Here is a 19,889-nt window from a genome sequence, read left to right as displayed (position 1 = left end):
AAGATTCTATGGCTGGCATGTGGATATGAGCTCCCCGCAGGCGTTTGTAACTACACCGACGCATAAAAGATGCATGATTCTATCGGAAACTGGCTGAATGGCTCCAAACAGAGCGTCGTGGGACCGATGGCTTTATTGCCCCTCCCGCTCTCGAGTGACCCCTCATGCCCTGCATACCCATAGTTCGGCTCGACGTGCTCGTGACGCCTCTCTGAGACGCATGACCAGCGCGGAATCATGCGCTGCCATCCTTCTTATTGCTGGTACCGGTTTTGTGTTCACTTATTTACGCTTTGCTATTCACAGTGCCCCCTCGGTTTTCAGCACTTTTTCGACGATACTTAACTACATATGACCATCTCACGTCGCATTATTGGGGCCTGTGCGATTGTTTTGCTTTCGTTCTTCACCATTACTACTGTGCATGCGGAGAGTGCTATCTGGACAAATACATCTACAACAAAGATCTGTATGCCTAGCTGGGGTCCGGGTGGATCAGAAAAGAGTAAGACGTATGTCAATAAATACGGCGGCCCGTGTACGGCCACACGTCTCATGAGCAGGAACGTATCTATCGAATACAACGTCCGCGTAGTGAATGAGACCAAGGGGACCCAGATAGCATGCGGTAGCACCGTCACTAAGGGAGACAGGCTTTCCTTCGAATTCGTCCCTCATCACTATACGGACATCTCGTGGAACGGCGTCGGATATTCCAACGACACACCGTATGGCGATTGGATCGCAAACGCAGGCCCACCTGCCGGCTCGCCGCATCAATGCCTCGCGAAAGACCAGGTAAACGGAAAGATGTATGTCCCGCTTTCGGTCGCACCGCCAAGCAAATCGATCACCGGCCAGAGTAACCTTGGATGCAGCTCGCTCAGCGATGGCGTCATGAAGTGCACCCCAACGGAAATCGGCAGCAACACCGTGGTCTTTAATTTCGGCGCCACGAGCGGTCAATTCTATGGACGAACCGTCGTTACGAACAACGAAGTCGCCGGAAGTACGGATGACTGCCTCGGCAGCAATTCCCCGATGCGTACCTACACAGTTTCCGGCAACGATTGCCGAGACGACATATCTTCGCAGAGACAATTCAAATCCTGCCAGTTCGCGAAGCCGACGGCGAACGTCTACACGCTTCCCGTTCCGGTGCGGACGATCTCATGCCCGATCACGGTCGTGGATGCGGTCGGCAACCCGCCAGCTGCACCTAATGTCACCGCCAGCGGCGGCGCATGTGTGGCCGGTACGCCGTACACCATCTCCATGAACGCCACCGATCCTGATGGCGACAAGATCCGCTACGCGATCGACTGGAACAACAACGGCACGATAGATGAATACGTCCCTGCTTCAGGCTTCGTCAATTCAGGTACGGCCGTCACCGCATCGCGCTCATTCGGTACTGCAGGCGCAAAGACCGTGAAAGTCCTCACACAGGACGAAAGCGGCCTCACATCTACCTGGGCGAGCGTGAATTTCACCTGCTCCGGAGGAACAGAGACCGTCGGTCTCAACGAAGACGATGATGGTGTCCCGGGCGGCGGCAATGGCGGAGCGGTCGGCCCTGCACCCATTGACCTGACTCTGCGCGCGATCCCATCACTCGTACGCCAGAACAACTCCACGAAAGTAAACTGGAGCGCGACCGGCGTCGTCTCCTGCACCGTCACCGGAACCAACAGCGATAGCTGGAACGGATTGACCTCCCCTGTCGGCGGCGAGACATCACGCCCGATCACCGGCGAGACGAAGTACACGCTTTCCTGCCGCGACGCACGCGGCGATACGCACTCGAGACAAGTGACCGTGCGCATCCTGCCGACCTTCCAGGAGAAATAGCTACTTCACGATCCTCCACTTCCCGCTCATGAGGAGCGGTTCGGCCTTCTTGTATTTCATTTCCTCAGTGGTTGTGCCGTCGGTAATGGTTACCTTATCGTTGCGGCCGTATTTCTTAGCTCCTGAGGCACCATTTGAGGCCGTAAGGGCCTGTGCGGCGCGTGCGACTGCGGCACTTTCCTGCTGACGCATCGGCGCGACCTGTGCCGGGCGCTGATCGAAGAGATTCGGCAGATTCGAGGCGACATGCGATGCAAAAGAGGCTTCAAGGCCTTGGAAGAGGCGTAGGCCCTCCTTCTTGTACTCGACGAGAGGGTCGCGCTGGCCATACGCACGCAAATTCACCGAAGAGCGGAGGTATTCCATCGCTTCAAGGTGCTCGACCCAGAGAAGATCGACGGTCTGGAGGAGGAGGCGTCGGACTGCTGGATAGAACGCTTCGCCATGCTTCGCCTTAAGGCTCTCCACTGCCTTGGTCCACGCATCGCGCTCACTTTCCTCAAGAAGCATGCCAGTCACATCTTCCAATTCCTTGTCCACTGCCTCATTCCCTCCCGTGAGTACCGCACGGCGGCGACCGTAGATACTCTTACGCTGGATATTCAAGACATCGTCGTAGGCAAGAACGTGCTTACGTGAATCGAAGTTCATTTCCTCGATGCGCGTCTGCGCCTTCTCGAGTGAGCGCGTGATCATGCTATTGAAGATCGGCTCGTCTTCCGGAATCTTGAAGGTTCCCATGACGCGCTTGATGACATCAGAGGCGAAGATCTTCATCAGCGAATCTTCGAGGGAAACATAGAACTGCGTCTCACCCGGATCGCCCTGACGGCCTGCACGGCCGCGCAACTGGTTGTCGATGCGGCGTGCTTCGTGGCGCTCGGTACCGATGACAAAAAGACCTCCCGCGTTCTTCACCGCATCGTATTCTTCCTGCGTTGCCGGATTTCCGCCGAGCTTGATGTCGACGCCGCGACCCGCCATGTTGGTGGCGATAACGACCGCACCCTTCTTGCCTGCCTGCGCTACGATCTCGCCTTCGCGTTCGTGGTTCTTCGCATTGAGGACCTCGTGCGGAATACCTTCCTGTTTGAAATAGGTACTAAGCAACTCGTTCTTCTCGACAGAGACAGTGCCCACAAGTACCGGCTGCCCCTTCTCATGCAACTCCTTCACCTTCTTTGCGATAGCGCGGAATTTGCCGTTCTCCGTCTGGAGCATGAAATCCTCGTGGTCGATACGCTGTGGCGGATTGTTCGTCGGGATAGCGACCGACGTGAGGCCGTACACTTTGAAGAACTCCTCTGAAGAGGTTGCCGCCGTACCGGTCATGCCGCCGAGCTTCTCGTAGAGACGGAAGTAATTCTGGAACGTGATGGATGCGAATGTGCGCGATTCCTTCTGGATAGCCACGCCTTCCTTCGCTTCGATCGCCTGATGCAAACCCTCGCTCCAGCGACGGCCCGGCTGCATACGGCCGGTGAATTCATCGACGATGACGACTTCGCCGCCACGCACGACGTATTCCTTATCACGATGATACAGCGCCTTTGCACGCACCGCCGTTTCCAGATGGTGCACGTATTTGATACCCGCGTCGGTATAGATAGAGCCGATCTCGAGCATCTTCTCCGCCTTCTCGATACCGGCGTCAGTCATGACGATCGCGCGATGCTTGTGCTCGATAGTGTAATCCTCGTCCTCGATCATCATTTCCGCGATCTTGGCGAACTTCGTGTAGAGACCCTCCGCATCGGCGGTCGGCGCAGAGATTATGAGTGGCGTGCGCGCCTCATCGATAAGAATCGAGTCGATCTCGTCCACAATCGCAAAGTAGTGGTTCTTCTGACGGATCTTTGCAGGGTCGTACTCAAGGTTGTCGCGCAGGTAATCGAATCCGTACTCATTGTTGGTGCCGTAGGTGATATCCGCCGCATACGCCTCTTCGCGCGATACTTTGCGCATGAATTCGTGCACGACCTTGAAACTTCCCTGTTCGTCCTGCACTTTCTCATCTTCTTTCTTCTCTTCCTCCGGCACGATCGTCGGGTCGTAAAGATAGGACGCCTCGTGATTGATGATGCCGGTCGTCATGCCGAGCGCCCAGTACACCTGCCCCATCCAGACCGCGTCGCGGCGCGAGAGGTAGTCGTTGACGGTGACCACGTGCACGCCTTTGCCCATGAGTGCATTGAGGTATGCCGGCAGCGTCGCCACAAGGGTCTTACCTTCACCGGTGCGCATCTCGGAAATACCGCCCTGATGGAGGACTGCGCCGCCGATGAGCTGCACATCGAAATGACGCTGGCCGAGCGTGCGGCGGGATGCCTCACGTACGGCCGCGAAAGCTTCCGGCATAAGGTCGTCCAAGCTTTCCCCTGAGGCGATACGAGCCTTGAATTCCGCCGTTTTAGCCTTCAGGGCGTCGTCATTGAGCGCCATAAAGCTTTCCTCGAGGGCATTTACCTTAGCCACGATAGGCTCCGCTTTGCGCAAAGCCGATCCTGAGCCGTCCCCGAACCATCGATTGAGGAATGACATACGTCGCGACATAGTAACTCAAAATACCCCTCGATGCACCCATATGCAGGCTTATACAAAGACAATCCCTCCGGAGGGAGGGATTGTCGGCTCAAGCAAGATTGCTCAGACCAGGTCGTCGCGGCGTAGCCGCGAATGACTACTGGCGCTTTGCCTTCTTTGCCTTCTTTGCCTTCTTTTTCTTTGCCATAGTATTTTTTACTTTTTCCCTAGGGAGTAAAATATTTTCTTTCGACCCGCATCAGCTCTTATTGAAAATCGCAGATGCGTTTTCTGAATTATTGCACTCGCTATTTTTATTGCATGCATTTTTATTTTTTTCTGTGGATAACTTTTATTTTTTATAAGTAATAAAAGATTAAAAAAGTTTGTATAAAAATATTTTTGTAACGATAAAAAGAATGGGCTGAAAGTTTTTTCGAAGAAGTTTTTTCTTTCAACAAAAAAGACCCACAGCGCAGACAGCGCAGCAAAGCTCGCACCCGTCCAGCATGTCTTTTCTCAAAAGAGAAAAGACCCACAGCGCAGGACGGGTGCGAGCACGCAAAACGCTACGCGTTAAGAACCTGCGGTTCTTAAATATCTCCTCCACGGGGAAACTACAGTTTCCCCGACCCCCTTCGCTTTTGGAGCTCGCATTCACCTCTACGCAACAAACAGAGCACCCAAACAAAAAAGACCCACAGCGCAGGACGGGTGCGAGCTCCAAAAGTGAAAGTCAAATGTGAGTGCCGCCGCCCTGCGTTGTGGGTCCTTTATCTCTCCCAAGTGTAGAACTATTCGCATTGAACGCAATCCCCTATAACGCAAAACCCACGTGTCGCTAAGTATTTTGTTCGCCATGCTCCAAAATACTAAGCGCTCGCGGGCCCGTCTCGCGACCCGCCAGATGCGGGTACCCCGCTCCGACCGGTTTTCCGTTCCTGTACGAATGAACCCGAGCAATGCTCGGGTGCGGTACAGGAACGCAAAACCCCGCCGAAGGCGGGATCTGCGGACTTTCGATCTTGAAGGCATCACACTTTGTGACACTCACTCCACTATTGTAATCCTGAGGCACATTCACGCAAGCGCTACTGAGTATTCCCCGTGCGAATCTGCTGAATGAGACCATCGGCCTGCGCTGCAGCAGACGGAATGGCGCGCTTCGTTTCCTCCAAAACTTCGATCGCTTTCTCTTTATTGCCCGCAGAGTAGTATGCGCCGGCAAGTACGAATCGCGCATCAGGAACCGTGGGATTCACTTCTACATATCGAGTCCAGATCTCGACGATCGTATCGAAACGATTTCGCCCTGCATACGCCGCCGCGATGCGCTGATCGTTCGTCTCCCCCTTCTCGATAATGGGCTTCAATACCTCATCAGCTTCGGCATCCTTTCCGGCACGAAGAAGCGCCGTTGCGTAATTGATGCTTGCCTCATGCGACGCAGGTGCGAGATCGTATGCTTTCTTGAAGATCGCGAGCGCCTCGTCCTTTGCGCCCCGCGCCTCCGCATTCAATCCAAGCTCGAACATGATTCCCTGCTTCTGCGGCGAGAGCGCCTGTGCTTTCTCGAGCGCGATCTTTGCCTCCGGATATGCACCAACGCGATTAAGAAGGACGCCGAGGAAGAACGGCGGTCGCGCCGCAAGCGGAGCCTCTTGCATCTGCTTTTCGAGTTCGCTGACCGCCAGCTGAAGGAAACGCTGCTTCACGTCGTTGCTGATACCTTCGGTACCGACCGCACTCATTGCCGCTTGGGCGAGCTGTTCACGAATCTCCTGATGCCCGGCGCGCGGCTTCGCGAGCGCCTCCTGGAAGAGCTGCAGGTTGCGTTCAGCGCCTTGCGGCTGTGGCATCATCGCCTGGATGAGCGTTCTATTCGCACTGATCATGCTTGCATTTGCATACCAGCCGATGCCCCACGTACCGATAAGCACGACAACCGCCACGATCGGAAGATACTTCGGATCAACTGGCCCCGCGATGCGTTCTCGTGGCTGCACCGATTGCGCTCGCACGGTGATATACGCAAGCATCGATGCGAAGAGAAGATAGCTGAGGAGATTATCGAACGTGAATACGAGATAGAAGAAATACGCCGCAAAGAAACCGGTGAGGAGCGCCTTTTCATACGGCGCAAACGCACCTGATCGCCAGACCATGAGAAGCGAGAAAAGATAGAGCGAGAGATAGCCCAAGAGACCCAAGATGCCGCCGGCGATGAGCCAGTCCATCACGATGTTGTGCGTACGATCAAACCACTGCTCCTGCGCATACATTGCTGGAAGATAATTCTTATCGAAGACAACCGCGTAGTTCTCTTGGCCCCACCCCAGGATCGGGCGCTCCTTGAAGCCTTCCCACGCCATCTGCGCGTTAAGGACGCGCGCGATGGTGATGCCGTCGTTATTCAAGGTGGCGATACGGTGCAAGGGCTCGATCTTCTGGACCCACGCCTGGTCCTTCACGAGCCAGAAACCGCCCGCGACGACGAGGAAGATGCCGATCGCCGTTCCCGCACGCCATGCGACACGCGAACGCGGCGCAAGTACGATAAGGATGAGTGCGGAAAGCATTGCACCGCCCAAGATGCCGAGGATGGCACCGCGTGTACCCGAGAAGAAGAGCACGAACGAATCGACGGCAATTATCGAAGCGTAGAGCCAGGTGTAGAAGCCCTTATCCTTCGCCTTCTCTGCCCACAGCCGCGCCATAAAGAGCGCCGCGATAAAGACATGGAAGAGCATGTAGACGGCCGCGTAGGTTGCGTTGCCGAGGCGAGCATCCAAACGGGTCGAGCCCTGATTGATGCCGACAAAACCCATGAATTGGAAGATACCGATGAACGCCACGACGACGGATACTGCGAGCGAGGTGTGCCACCATGCCCGCCAGAGTTTCTCCGTATTGAGGATCGAGGTTGCTGCGACGAAGTAGGCAAAGAGGTGCACCAGGGTCACCCAGCCATCCATGCGCTCGTAGTTGCTCCAGATACTCTTCATTGGGTAGACGCCGAAGATATCAGCGATACCAATTACTGCGACGAATGCCGCGAATGCCCAGAGGAGCCACGAATTACGCGGTCGGTATTCGGATCGGATGAAGGCGAGCGCAAGCCACGCGCCGAAGACGATCTCGGTAATGATGCGGAATGCGAAGTTCTTCCCCGTAATGAACGGGAAGAACATGGAATTCGCGACGTACAACACGACGAACGGGAGCGCGAATACTCCCGTCAGAGCTACGCCGCGAAGGAATTTCTCCAGCGCCATAGGAAGATTGTACTACACGCGACCGTGGTCGTCCTGGAGGCGTACGATGTCGTTTTCATCAAAATTGCCGACCGCGACCTCCACGAGCGTACCGCCATTCTTGGAAGTGAGGCGGTGCGGCATTCTTTTCGGCACGATGAAGGTCTCACCCACCTTGAGTTTGGTCTTCTTCTCCTTTCCCTTTTCGATCGTGACCGCGGTCGCATCGCCCTGCACCAAGACCCAACGCTCGGAGCGGTGATGGTGATACTGGAGCGAGAGGCGGCTATTCGGATTCACGTAGAGCGTCTTCAGATACCAGCCCTGACCGCTGTCCCATCCGTAGAACTCGCCCCAGGGGCGCACGCTCCGGCGCACCTCACGACTTGAGGCATTGATCATCCACGAGGAAGACTGCACTTTACCGCCCTTCCCGACATTGAAACGCATCGTGATACCGAGATCCTTGCAGACATCCATCTCCGGCGTATTGCCCTTGCCGCGATCGCCGCCGTTCGCGAAGATGTGCGGCTTCACCTTGCGGAGTGTGCGCGAGACACTGCGATCTTGGTCGCCTGGCTTGTGATCGGTGAGCACCACCTTGTCGACGAACGGGAATGATTTGAGGAGCTCCACCTTCTCCTTCTGCGGCATAAAGGCAAAACCCTTCTTGTCGCGCAGCCAGTGGTCGTTATTGAGGATGACGAGGAGCCTATCCCCCAGCTTGCGGGCCGCCTGCATCATGCGCACATGCCCGATATGAATAGGATCGAACCCTCCCGAGACAGCAACCCACTTCTCAGAGACGGTCTTCGTTTTCTTCATGATACGGAAGTATGCCCCTCACCCACTTGAGATGCAAGAGGTTTTCCTTGCGGAATGCGGGCGCCACAGCTACCATGCACTGGCTACCACCATGAAAAAAGCACTCATCACCGGCATCACCGGCCAAGACGGTTCATACCTTACTGAATTACTTCTCGAGAAAGGATATGAAGTCCACGGCATCATCCGCCGCTCTTCAAGTTTCAATACCGCACGCATCGAACATCACCTGCCGATCAAGCACAAGAACGGCGCCCGACTCCTTCTCCACTACGGCGATCTCGGTGATGGCAGCAGTCTCAATCGCATCCTCGAGAAAGTGCGCCCCGATGAGATCTACCACCTCGGCGCGCAGAGCCACGTCCGTGTCTCATTTGATATTCCTGAATACACGGCCGATGTCGACGCCCTCGGCACACTTCGCATGCTCGACGCCATCCGCGAGACCGGCATCAAGACCAAGTTCTACCAAGCATCCTCATCCGAGATGTTCGGTAAAGTTGCCGAGACCCCTCAGAAAGAGACCACGCCGTTCCATCCGCGATCCCCATACGGCTGCGCAAAGGTCTTCGGCTACTGGATCGCGCGTAATTATCGCGAGAGCTACAACCTCTTTGCGGTCAACGGCATCCTCTTCAACCACGAGTCCCCCCGCCGCGGCGAGACCTTCGTCACCCGCAAGGTGACCGCCGGCCTCTCTCGCGTGAAGCGCGGCCTCCAAGAGACCGTCCAGCTCGGTAACCTCGACGCAAAGCGCGACTGGGGCTACGCCAAGGACTACGTCGAAGGCATGTGGCTCATGCTCCAGCAGAAAGAGGCCGATGATTTCATCCTCGCGACTGGCGAGACCCACTCCATCCGCGAACTTGTGGAAGAAACGGGCAAACTCTTGGGCTTCGACATCGTTTGGAAGGGCAAAGGCCTCAAGGAAAAAGGCATCGACAAGAAGACCGGGGAAACCATCATCGAGATCGATCCGAAGTACTACCGACCCGCGGAAGTAGATCTTCTCTTGGGAGATGCTACCAAGGCGCGCAAGAAACTCGGCTGGAAGCCGAGGGTAAAGTTCAAGGAGCTCATCAAGATCATGGTGGAGGCGGATCTCGCTCTCATCGATAGCAAGGCATGAGCGAATTCCCGATCGTCGGCCGCGTCCCTCTTGAAGAATACCGACGCCTTATGGAGAACTTCCCCGTCGTGACGGTGGATGTTCTCTTTTTTAATCCCGACAGGACCAAGATCCTCCTCGGCAAGCGCACCAACGAACCCTACGCCGGCAAGTTCTACAGCTTCGGTGGTCGCCTCTACAAGAACGAAGACCTCGTCCAAGCAGCTTGCCGCATCGCCAAAGAAGAACTCGGTCTTGATCGCACTGCTTCTGACCTCGTCTTCAGCGGCATTATCAACGAGATCAATCCTGCATCGATATTCGACGGCGTGAATTACCATACCGTGGATGTATACTTCGCCTGTACGCTCGCCGATGAGAAAGCGGATGCGGATAGCCAACACAGCGAGATGCAGTGGTTTTCGATCGACGACCCTTCCCTGCATCCGAACGTGAAAGCACGCATCGAAGGTGCCCTGCGTGCCCTCAAATAGCATGGAAAAGAATTCAAAGATTTTCGTGGCCGGTCATCGCGGCCTTGTGGGCTCCGCCATCGTGCGTGAACTGACGCGCAAGGGATATACCAATATCATTACTCGAACCCATGCGGAGCTTGAACTCATGGACGCCGAGGCAGTACGCGACTTCTTCGAGAAAGAAAAGCCTGAGTATGTCTTTCTGGCGGCGGCACGCGTGGGCGGCATCATGGCCAACAATACCTACCCCGCTGATTTCATCCGCGAGAACCTCGTCGTGCAGACCAACGTCATCCATCAATCCCATGCAAGCGACGTGAAAAAACTCCTTTTCCTCGGCAGCTCCTGTATCTATCCGAAGATGGCCCCCCAGCCGATCAAGGAGGAATACCTCATGACCGGCCCACTCGAGGATACCAATAGCGCCTACGCGATCGCCAAGATCGCCGGCATTGAGATGTGTAATGCCTACCGTCGCCAGTACGGTTCGAATTTCATCTCCGTCATGCCGACCAACCTGTACGGCCCGAACGACAACTTCGACCTCGAACGCGCCCACGTCCTCCCCGCCCTTTTGCGCCGCTTCCATGAAGCAAAAGTGTCGAATGCGCCCTCAGTCACTGTCTGGGGCAGCGGCGCCCCCATGCGCGAATTCCTCCATGTCGACGATATGGGCAGTGCCTGCGTCTTTCTTATGGAGACCTACAACGATCCTTCGATCATCAATGTCGGCACCGGCGAAGACGTGACCATCAAGGAATTGGCCGAACTCATCAAGACCACGATTGGCTACAATGGCGATATCGTCTGGGACACCTCAAAACCCGACGGCACCCCTCGCAAACGCCTCGATGTTAGCAAAATACACTCCCTCGGCTGGCGCCACGCCATTGCGCTTCCTCAAGGCCTCGTCGATACCTATCGATGGTTCGCTGAAACCGCTACTTCGTAGCCAATACGTAATATCCGGAGGTGGTTGTGCGCTTTTCAGTCTGAAATAGCCGATCGAGAAGGTCAGCGACAGGGTTCAAGAACCATCGCATCTTGTGCTGCATCGGGACAAAGAACGAGAGCGCGAAGAAATATCCTCCTCGCTTCTCGATTCGCACATCAGAAAATCCCTTGAAGAGCTCCAACAGTGTGTCATCAAAGAACCGCCAGTAATCAGGATAGTGCCCTTTGCGTGCGTGATAGGGGTATATCGAAGGGACATACAGGAATATCTTCCCGCCGTCTTTAAGGATGCGTCGAAGCTCCGACATTGCAGTCAGAGGATCTCGCACATGCTCAAGAACAGAGGAACAAATGATCGCATCACAGAACCCATCAGCGATCGGCATCTTGTGGATGTCCCCGACGATGTCAGCCCCCGTCGATGCATCGTAATCGAACGTCTTGTAATCGCAACCCTCAAATTCACTCTTGTATCGTGAGAGCCATTTCCCGAACCGCTCCCCTCCTCCAACATCCAGAACCACACCTTTCCTCTTGCCTACGCTCTTCATTGCGGAATTGATGAAAGCTGTATTCCTGTCGGCAGTCATATGGTATGTGAATCATCGACGGGTCTAGAGGCACTGTCAATACTAAGCCACTCCAGCAAAATCGAGAACGCAGCTCACGAACTGTTGCCAGCTATGTTTTTTTTCAACAATTTCGCGGTTCTGCCGAGCTAATGAAATGAGCTCGTCTTCTTCCAAGTCTTGGAGAGCAGTGAGTATTCGCACGTTCGCATCCGTATCAGCGGTAAACAATCGCGTGACTGTGTCATACTCATACCCGGTCTCAGAGGTGCACGCAACCGCCAATCCGAAACACATCTGTTCAACGATAGTAGTAGCTTGAGGATCAGCGGTACTCACAGTAACAAATATGTCATATTCCTTAGCAAGACGAGCCATGTATGCAGGTGTCAGAGTCGCGAAATCCGCTATCTTTTTCCACCCTCGTACCGACCCTCCTCCGATATGTCCAAATTCAAACTGAGGCATTCGTTCTGCAATTCTCTCTAATTCAGCGGTGTTCTTATACCAGGCTGTATGCCCTATATATAGATATCGTCGCTTTCCTTTCTGATTGAAGCTTTTTTTTACAAGAGGATATTCGGCCGGATCGATACCCATTGCAGTTATATGTGTTTTTCGCAAGTGACCGAGATCCGCATACGGCGATTTCGTTTCCCAGTCCCGCTGCCAGATATCGCCGCCGATGAATATCGCACCTCCTCCAGTAGCATTATTTTCAGCGATAAGCTTTTTCGCGAACGTGGAATATTCAGTATCGTGAGCGTATGGCATCAGTATAAAATTTCTTGGACTGGGAAATTCGCGCAACGTTCGCGAAGTAACTGAAAGCGGATCGTCGTCAAGCGATCGCCTCTGCCCCATTCCCTTACTAGGCAGCGGCTGGCCGATGAATATATCCCCTTTTTTCATTGGTGCCACTCCGTGCTCATACAGACTATAGAGTCGCACAGGGTATCCTCGATCCCGGATCGCGTGCAAGAGTTGGTACGTGATGCTGTGCGGCGCACGAATCGGATGCTGCCACGGTATTAAGAAATCCTGACCACTTCGATAGAGCGGCGGAAGATGCGCAAGACGCAATGCCTTATCGATCCCCCGCCGTACCAGTGTGGGTCCAAAAGGAGCCGTATACGCGAGATGCACAGTAGGCTTCATGTTCAGATCGGCAGATTCACGAAATCGAGAATAAACGAGTCCATGGTGAACGCCGCAAGAATATATACGGCAAGAATCGGCAGAAATGCATACCAGTAGCGTTCGTATCGTTTGATGCAGAATCCAGCAAGAATGATCACCCATGGCACAACCAAGAAAAGAACGCGCTGGGTTATAGCCGGCCACATCACCGCAGGAATCGTTGAAAGCACGACTCCGCCGAGGAATATCTTGCGTTTCGCATCAATAGGATATCCGCCGCGAAGGAAAATTATCGCCCCCGCCAATGCAACCGGGACCAGGAAATTCAAGAGCGATCCGAAACTTTTAATGTACTCGACGATGATAGACGGGTAGACGAAAGTGCCCGCCAGGCGGATCCAGTACGTGTAGACGTATCCGTATTTGAGATAGACGCCGATGTGGAGAATCGCCATGGGAACCACCACCAACAGGCCGAGTGGAACAACTCGTTTCAAATAGCGAAAAGGAGTTCGATAGTTCTCATAGAGAAGCACGAGCCCAATCGGAATGAACGCGACGAACGAATTCTCTTTAAAGAAACCGCCTATCGCTATCGCCAATGCGGCGAAAAACACGTCACGATACCGCTCTGATTCGATATATCGGTAGAGCCAGTAGATCGAGAGCAGATAGAAGAACCAGCCGCCCATATCCATAAAGAGCGCGAGGCCTTGAGCCACCACCGAATAGTTCCCCGCCAAGAAAAGACCGCCCACGAATGCGACTTTAGCGCTTTGGAAAAAACGTTCTAAGAGACGATAAAACACTATCGATACACCGAAAAAGAGGAGGGTATTCCATATCATCCACCCTCCGATCAAGGAGCCGAAGATTTCCGAGAAGATACGAACAGCCTCTATACCGAGAAACGTCGTGAGGATGCGGTGTGCAGCAACAACATCAAGAGTATTCTCGGTGAGACCCGGCGGGATATGGAGCTGTATGGTTCCCTGGTACACCTGTATGGCATGTGCATACCCAACCGCATCACCGTCCATAACGCGCGGCAGTATCAAAGCTGCCCCGATTCCTATCGCACATATGCAGAAGAGGTACGCGATGAAAAACCATTTTTTCTCGCTCGCCGGCACGGCACTCATCGCATGTGACTCGTCAGGTTCCACAGGACAGGATTATAGCACTCAGTGTCGGGGTGGCGCGAAATTCGGGGCATGAGAGAATACCGGAGCCACCGGCATGAAATCCATCCAACGAGTTATCTCCCTGGGCCCGAAACGTGCCCTTATCTGGCTCCGGACACGTATAGGGAAGAAAATCGCCCATCTTGCACACCTGCCACTATGGCTTGCATTCAAGGTACGACACACCGCTTCTCCCGCAATTGACACGCTCGCTGATGACCCTCGCGGGCGTAAAGAAGACCGCATCTGTGAAATTCTTGCTCGCATTCCTGGAGGGAAATTCCTCGAGGTCGGTATCGGTGAATTCCCTCGCGCTGAACGCTTCGCGCTCATGCGCGATATGGACATCTCGTATGTTGGCTGCGATTTCGAGAGCGTGTGTAAAAGTCACGAAGTGGAGCTCGCGTTAAAAGAGATAGATCAGACACGGATCCGTTTTGCACCAAACTCTACTGGAACCTATGCATGGACTCTGTTTGAGATGCTGAAATCCGGAGAACAATACGAAGTGATCTATATCGATGGTCACCATACGTTCTATATCGATCTGCCAGCAATACTCCTTGCAGATAGGCTTCTCAAGCCAGGTGGCTACCTTCTTCTCGACGACATGCAATGGACGCTCTCATTCCTTAAAGCAAATCTGAAACGCAGCCTCAGTCAGTGGCACTTCTATCGCAAGATATACAATTTCAGCGAATATACAGAACACCAACAATCGGTGCCGCACATTCGCATGATCGCAGAAGAACTATTTCTCAAGGATTCGCGATATGCGAAGGATGAATCGCTTTCCCTGAAACAATGGTGGGCGCTACAGAAAGCGGAATAGGCTAATCAAGCCTCACCTCACCGTCCTTGGTGACGACATGTGGATACGGCATCGGGAAATAGAGCTTCCCACCCCCTTCAAGATACTGCCGCTCACGCTTCAAGAGTTCCTCTTTGAAAAACCAAATGAGAACGAGCATGGCGGACGGCTTCATGTCACGAGCCTCTTCTTCGGAGACGACACGAATATCCGTCCCGAGCGTACGCAGACCTACTTTCTCGGCGTAACGATCACTGATGGCCGGGAGCATCTCCTTGGTAATACCGAAATACTGTAAAAGAACATTGCCCTTGGTCGACGCGCCGAGGCCGATTACGGTACCGCCTGAAGCGCGCTCTTTCTCAATGAAGTCCACCGTAATGTCCTTGAGCTTTTGGATGGACGCCGCGAACCGGTCGTAGGTCGCCTTCTCTTCGAGCGCAAGTACTTCTTCGGTTGCCTCAATCGCACGGAGTGCATCGGATGGCTCACGCGGATCGTCAGCATGTACCGCAAAGAACCGTAGACTTCCTCCGTTGACGTCATTGAGCGATGCGTCGATGATCTTGAGTCCGTGCTTTTCCATGAGGAATTTAAGCGTGCGCAAGGAGTAGTACAGAAGATGTTCGTGACAAATGTCGTAAAAATTCATCGTCTCGACCGTGGTAGCAAGATAACTGAGCTGCACGCACCAGGTACCACGAGGCGCAAGGACCGATTTCACCTCCGAGACGAAGGCGTTTGGATCATCTAAATCGTAGAACATTGCGATAGACGACACTGCCTTGAAGAGTGCACCCTCGTTCGCAGTGCGCGCCTTCTCTGCTGAGAAATAATCCTGAATGACGGTGATCGAAGGATCGAGCGAATCGCGGTTTATATTCTGGGCCGGATCCATGCCGATACGTCGCATCGTGATCGGGTAGTACGTCAGCATAGTCCCATCGTTGCAGCCAATATCGAGCACGGAATCTCCCTCCTGCAAGCCCGCATGCGCCTTTATATCTCGCGTCACATCCGCAAGAGCATCCCGCATCATAGGATTCACGCCCGAACGATAGAAGTAACTGCGATACATGAGATCACGATCGACGGTCTGTCGGAGCTGTACCAGGCCACACGTTGAACACAAAAGGACCGTAAGTGGGACTCGAGCTTTTGCGAGCGGCTCTTCGAGATTATTCTTGACGAACGACGACGACAGGAATTGTTCGCCTAAATCCAAGACGTCGACCAGGGTATCCGATCCGCAGATCCGGCAACGGGAGATATTCGTATACATGGCAGGCATTATAGGGCAAACCGCTCACGAATGAGAAGCTTCAGTATTCGCCACCCCGTCCTGAACGGACGCATCTTACGCACGCCACCGATGCGCGCTGGTTCAATAGCCGGAATATCAGCAGTGCGGAGACGATGCTTGCGGAATTGAATGGGCATCTGGATGGACCATTCAAGGCCAGGTGCGTCCATACGCACCTTCTCAAGCGCCGACTTCCTGTATCCACGAAAACCCACCAAGACGTCGGTATACGAGCTCCAGAACAACAGATTAGTGACAAACGTGAATCCCCAATTCCCGATGCCGGTGAGGAAATCATCATCATCACTCCGTGCACCCGGCGCGTACCGTGATGCAATGACGAGATCGTACCCTTCTTCAAGTTTTTTCACTACATCAGGAACCTTCTCGGGAAGCGAATTCCCATCCGGCGGAAATTCGATAATAAGATCGCCCTTTGCGAGAGCAGAGGCTTCCCGCATTGCAGATCCATATCCGCGCTGTTTCTGACGATACACCGTGTACCCTTGCGATTCACAGAATTCAACTGTGCCGTCTGTTGATCCGCCGTCGACGACAATAATCTCATCAACGACCGATCGATCAATACGCGGCAAAACAACCTTAGCGGCCTCAAGCTCATTCAATGTTGCCGCGATCAAGGTGACACTCATATGTGGGCTCTGTACCAATCTACACACTTCTGAAGACCCTCACGCAACGGCATGTGAGCCTTGAATGCTATCTTCTCGAACGCTTTCGACATATCAGCACTCCGACGCATCGGACCATCAGGCTTCGACGTATCGAATTCGATATCTATCTTTTTTCCTGAAATCTCAATCAGGAGCCGGGCGAGATCAGCTATCGATATCTCCTCGTCACTGCCGATATTCAAGGGGTCAGCGACGGGATATTTTTCACACACATCAAGAATGCCTCGAGCGAAATCGGTCGAATATACAAACGAACGAGTCTGTGTACCGGTTCCCCAGATAGTCAGCGGATTGTCTCCACGGAAAATACGCTGAATGAGACTTGGGATCACATGGCTGTACTCGGCGAAATATGCGTCACGAGGACCGTAGGCGTTGTAGGCACGCGCAATTGCAATTTTCATGCCGAATTCCTCAGCGTATGCCTGTCCCAGATATTCCTCCATACGCTTCGCCCATCCATATCCCGCGTTCGCGGCTTCTGGAACACCCACAAATCCGTCCGACTCAACAGCATGATCACTTGCTTCTCGAGAATACACACATGCAGAACTAACGACGAGGAAGCGCTCGACTCCCGCGACCCGCGCCGCATCGAGTACCGTAAGGAACGGCTCCATGTTGTCTCGAAACAAGCTGCCATGGTGTCGCATACTGTGCGCGATGCCACCTCCTTTGGCTGCAGCAAGATTGACGACAATGTCTTTCCCTTGCATCAGTTCTTCAATCTTTTTTCGATCTCGGAGATCAGATTCAATGATCGAAATTTGACCCTTGACGTCTTTAAGGAAATCTTGGCTTGTCGTCGAGCGTACCGGCACCGTAACATCGGCACCACGTTCAACCAGCATCTCAACTGTGTGGCTGCCGATAAATCCAGCACCTCCCGTTACCAACACCTTCTTGCCGGAGTAAAAATCAGCCATGTATTTCAGTCAAACGTAAGTGCCTCACTATAGCATCAGGCGTACCACCCGACCAACGCTTGAATAAAGCCTGGGACGCACCTATGATGCGGATCTATATGGCTCCGAGCCTCACCTCCCCTAAGATACTGAGCATTGCTGCAGTAGCGCGCAAAGTACAGAATCTCCGCAGCAACGGCATGCTGATAGTCACCACCAACGGCACATTTGATCTCCTGCATCCCGGACATGTACACAGCTTAATTGAAGCAAAGAAGCACGGTGATGTGCTTATTGTGGGCGTTAATTCGGATGCATCAGTACGACGCTATAAAGGCAAGCTCCGCCCGATCGTTCCCGCAAAGGAACGGGCATTCATGGTGTCCGCCCTGGAGTGCGTCGATTATGTATTCATATTCTCATCGGACACGCCTGATCCGTGGATCAAGAAGGTGAGGCCCGATATCCACGTGAAAGGATCCGATCGCTCTCTTGCTGAGATTACCGAAGGCGCAATCGTCGCCTCCTACGGCGGGAAAGTGAAGCTGATCCGCCATACCGGTCGCCATTCGACGACACGGCAGATTGAGAGGATTGTTTCCGCTTATCGAGACAAGAAACCGGAATCGAAGTAATCCCTGATCCCTGTCTCGACGGTGTACGCGGGTCGGAACCCTAGAACGTCTGCCATGCGAGAGATATCGCACTCGATGTGATTCTGATAGAGACCCTCATACGGATTATCGATATATTCCGGCACGCGATCCAGCCCTAAGACCTTGTTGAGTATACGCACCAGTTCATTGAAACTGACCGGTACGCCGCTCGAGCAGTTCACGACAGTACTTTCGTTCGCCGTAAGCGAGCTGATATTCGCCTCGACCACATCCTTTACATAGATATACTCGCGCTTCTGCTCACCCCATTTGAATATGCGCGGATTTCCTTGGTGCATCTGCGTCGCGAGCTGATAGATCATGCTGGCCATCTTTCCCTTATGTGCTTCTCGCGGGCCGTAGACATTGCAGTATCTCAGGCCGATCACTCGTACCGCAGGATTGTTTCGAGCAAAATCCATTGCGTATGTATCGAGCGCAGCTTTCGATTCACCGTACGGATTTAAAGGCGCAACAGGGCCATCTTCCTTATACGGAGTAGGTAGATTACCGTATACAGCGGTCGATGATGCGTAGGTAATGTGATGTGCGCCATTTTTGAGTGCGTACTCGAACACAGCTCTCGAATCTTCGACATTATCGCGGAACATCTGCTCACGATCGAGAATCGAAGTATCCGCATTCGCGCCTTGATGAAAGAGGACGTCGATATGTCCGATCGATTCGAGCGGCAACCTGCCGTTTTCTCGATACAGGACCGTGCCGCTAAACCCGGCCAACGCAGGCTCGGCTCGGCTGCCGATGACCACGACATCATGTCCTTGCTTTTCCAGTTCAAACGCGAGATTCGATCCAACAAAACCGGTTCCGCCAGTCACTAAGGTTCGCATCGTGCCAGTATACAGAGCTCGCCCTCGTCGTCCATTTCACCTTGCATTCTTTCGTGATGCATTGCACTCTTCCGCTATGAAAGGTGTCGCATTCGACCTGGAAGGCACATGTGTCGACTTGGAAGAAATTCATTTCACAGCATATTCCCAAGCCTTCGCCGAACAAGGCATCATCATGTCTCCTCTTGAAATTGCCAGGCTGCCAAACGCAATGGGTGGCGGAGCGCGTTTTATTTTTCAGGCCATGTTGTCGAAATTTCCTGATTTTCAACTCGAAATTGCTCGAGAGCGCAAGCGAATTCATTTTGTCGAACTGTTTAATGCAACCACCCTCGCTCCTCGACCTGGCTTAATAGAGTTTATCGAGTCGCAATTATCACATGGTTGCACTATAGCCATCGGCTCTACAACGAGCCGAGATTTCGGAACAGATATCCTGATAAAAACTGGCTTGGATCGTTTTTTCCCACCTGCTGTATGTGTATTCCGAGAAGACGTCAGCGAGATAAAGCCCGCGGGAGAGGTCTTCGCACGCACCGCACATATATTACATGTAGTTGGAAATGACCAGCTAGTCTTTGAGGATTCAGTCGTCGGCATACAAGCAGCACACCAGGCTGGATCCTCGGTCATTGCCATCCCCGCCCCCTTCGCTCTTGATGAAGATCGAATATCCCTGCTTCAAGAAGCGGGACCTGTAGCCTTGTTTGAGGATTGGGAAGCGGTACCTCGACTTTTTCATCCAGCGCAGCATAATGACTCTACCGGCACGTAGCTCCACCTT

At 53.5% G+C, this 19,889-nt stretch carries 17 protein-coding genes; 7 read left to right on the top strand and 10 right to left on the bottom strand.

Going from position 1 to position 19,889, the window contains the following annotated elements; translation table 11 throughout:
- Positions 1–555 precede the first annotated feature (555 nt).
- The gene (locus JNK62_02610) at positions 556–1,851 is read left to right on the top strand and encodes a hypothetical protein (GenBank protein ID MBL8158397.1); all 1,296 of its coding nucleotides are present in this window, start codon (positions 556–558) and stop codon (positions 1,849–1,851) included.
- On the opposite strand, the gene secA is transcribed toward JNK62_02610, so the two are convergent.
- The 3 genes from secA to JNK62_02595 all read right to left on the bottom strand — a co-directional run bounded on the left by secA (position 1,852) and on the right by JNK62_02595 (position 8,453).
- Positions 1,852–4,392 carry a preprotein translocase subunit SecA gene (gene secA / locus JNK62_02605; protein MBL8158396.1) on the bottom strand — a complete coding sequence of 847 codons (2,541 nt, stop codon included), beginning with the start codon at positions 4,390–4,392 and terminating at the stop codon, positions 1,852–1,854. It abuts the gene before it with no gap.
- Between the two features lie 1,073 nt (positions 4,393–5,465).
- Complete coding sequence (locus tag JNK62_02600) at positions 5,466–7,649, bottom strand: O-antigen ligase family protein (protein MBL8158395.1); 2,184 nt, start codon at positions 7,647–7,649, stop codon at positions 5,466–5,468.
- Between the two features lie 12 nt (positions 7,650–7,661).
- Entirely contained in the window at positions 7,662–8,453 is a 792-nt protein-coding gene (locus JNK62_02595) for an adenylyltransferase/cytidyltransferase family protein (GenBank protein ID MBL8158394.1), read from the bottom strand.
- Between the two features lie 91 nt (positions 8,454–8,544).
- On the opposite strand from JNK62_02595, the gene gmd reads away from it, so the two are divergent.
- From gmd to JNK62_02580, 3 genes are read left to right on the top strand one after another with little or no spacing between them, the layout of a single operon-like run.
- On the top strand, positions 8,545–9,582 hold the full coding sequence (gene gmd / locus JNK62_02590; GenBank protein ID MBL8158393.1) for a GDP-mannose 4,6-dehydratase: 1,038 nt from the start codon (positions 8,545–8,547) through the stop codon (positions 9,580–9,582).
- Positions 9,579–10,055 carry an NUDIX domain-containing protein gene (locus tag JNK62_02585; GenBank protein MBL8158392.1) on the top strand — a complete coding sequence of 159 codons (477 nt, stop codon included), beginning with the start codon at positions 9,579–9,581 and terminating at the stop codon, positions 10,053–10,055. Before gmd ends, JNK62_02585 begins: the two co-directional genes overlap by 4 nt.
- 1 nt (position 10,056) lies before the next feature.
- Positions 10,057–10,989: a GDP-L-fucose synthase gene (locus JNK62_02580; GenBank protein MBL8158391.1), complete on the top strand. Its 933-nt coding sequence runs from the start codon at positions 10,057–10,059 to the stop codon at positions 10,987–10,989.
- Here the strand turns inward: JNK62_02580 and JNK62_02575 are convergent.
- From JNK62_02575 to JNK62_02565, 3 genes are all read right to left on the bottom strand, one after another.
- A complete protein-coding gene (locus JNK62_02575; GenBank protein ID MBL8158390.1) occupies positions 10,979–11,581 on the bottom strand; it encodes a class I SAM-dependent methyltransferase in 603 nt (200 codons plus the stop codon). The two genes, JNK62_02580 and JNK62_02575, sit on opposite strands and share 11 nt — an antisense overlap.
- A gap of 42 nt (positions 11,582–11,623) precedes the next feature.
- Entirely contained in the window at positions 11,624–12,481 is an 858-nt protein-coding gene (locus JNK62_02570) for a glycosyltransferase (GenBank protein MBL8158389.1), read from the bottom strand.
- A 239-nt stretch (positions 12,482–12,720) separates the two neighbouring features.
- Positions 12,721–13,866 carry a glycosyltransferase family 39 protein gene (locus tag JNK62_02565; GenBank protein MBL8158388.1) on the bottom strand — a complete coding sequence of 382 codons (1,146 nt, stop codon included), beginning with the start codon at positions 13,864–13,866 and terminating at the stop codon, positions 12,721–12,723.
- Positions 13,867–13,939: 73 nt separating this feature from the next.
- On the opposite strand from JNK62_02565, the gene JNK62_02560 reads away from it, so the two are divergent.
- Entirely contained in the window at positions 13,940–14,716 is a 777-nt protein-coding gene (locus tag JNK62_02560) for a hypothetical protein (GenBank protein ID MBL8158387.1), read from the top strand.
- Position 14,717: 1 nt separating this feature from the next.
- Here the strand turns inward: JNK62_02560 and JNK62_02555 are convergent, their stop codons facing one another.
- Genes JNK62_02555 through JNK62_02545 form a run of 3 tightly spaced genes read right to left on the bottom strand, consistent with a single transcriptional unit; the run spans position 14,718 to position 17,619 of the window.
- A complete protein-coding gene (locus JNK62_02555) occupies positions 14,718–15,977 on the bottom strand; it encodes a methyltransferase domain-containing protein (GenBank protein ID MBL8158386.1) in 1,260 nt (419 codons plus the stop codon).
- Positions 15,978–15,985: 8 nt separating this feature from the next.
- Positions 15,986–16,651 (bottom strand): glycosyltransferase family 2 protein, encoded by a 666-nt coding sequence (locus JNK62_02550; GenBank protein MBL8158385.1) that lies wholly within the window; start codon positions 16,649–16,651, stop codon positions 15,986–15,988.
- Complete coding sequence (locus JNK62_02545) at positions 16,648–17,619, bottom strand: SDR family NAD(P)-dependent oxidoreductase (protein ID MBL8158384.1); 972 nt, start codon at positions 17,617–17,619, stop codon at positions 16,648–16,650. The genes JNK62_02550 and JNK62_02545 overlap by 4 nt, the downstream gene beginning before the upstream one ends.
- Positions 17,620–17,717: 98 nt before the next feature.
- On the opposite strand from JNK62_02545, the gene JNK62_02540 reads away from it, so the two are divergent.
- The gene (locus JNK62_02540; GenBank protein ID MBL8158383.1) at positions 17,718–18,233 is read left to right on the top strand and encodes an adenylyltransferase/cytidyltransferase family protein; all 516 of its coding nucleotides are present in this window, start codon (positions 17,718–17,720) and stop codon (positions 18,231–18,233) included.
- Here the strand turns inward: JNK62_02540 and JNK62_02535 are convergent.
- The gene (locus JNK62_02535) at positions 18,203–19,105 is read right to left on the bottom strand and encodes an NAD-dependent epimerase/dehydratase family protein (GenBank protein ID MBL8158382.1); all 903 of its coding nucleotides are present in this window, start codon (positions 19,103–19,105) and stop codon (positions 18,203–18,205) included. The two genes, JNK62_02540 and JNK62_02535, sit on opposite strands and share 31 nt — an antisense overlap.
- Positions 19,106–19,181: 76 nt before the next feature.
- Here JNK62_02535 and JNK62_02530 point away from each other — a divergent pair, with 76 nt between their 5' ends.
- On the top strand, positions 19,182–19,880 hold the full coding sequence (locus tag JNK62_02530; GenBank protein MBL8158381.1) for an HAD family phosphatase: 699 nt from the start codon (positions 19,182–19,184) through the stop codon (positions 19,878–19,880).
- Positions 19,881–19,889: the final 9 nt, after the last annotated feature.

Source organism: bacterium (assembly GCA_016789445.1).
In the GTDB taxonomy this organism is placed as follows: domain Bacteria; phylum Patescibacteriota; class Minisyncoccia; order Phycocordibacterales; family UBA2100; genus UBA10103.
This window is presented reverse-complemented; position numbering and strand designations above follow the sequence as displayed.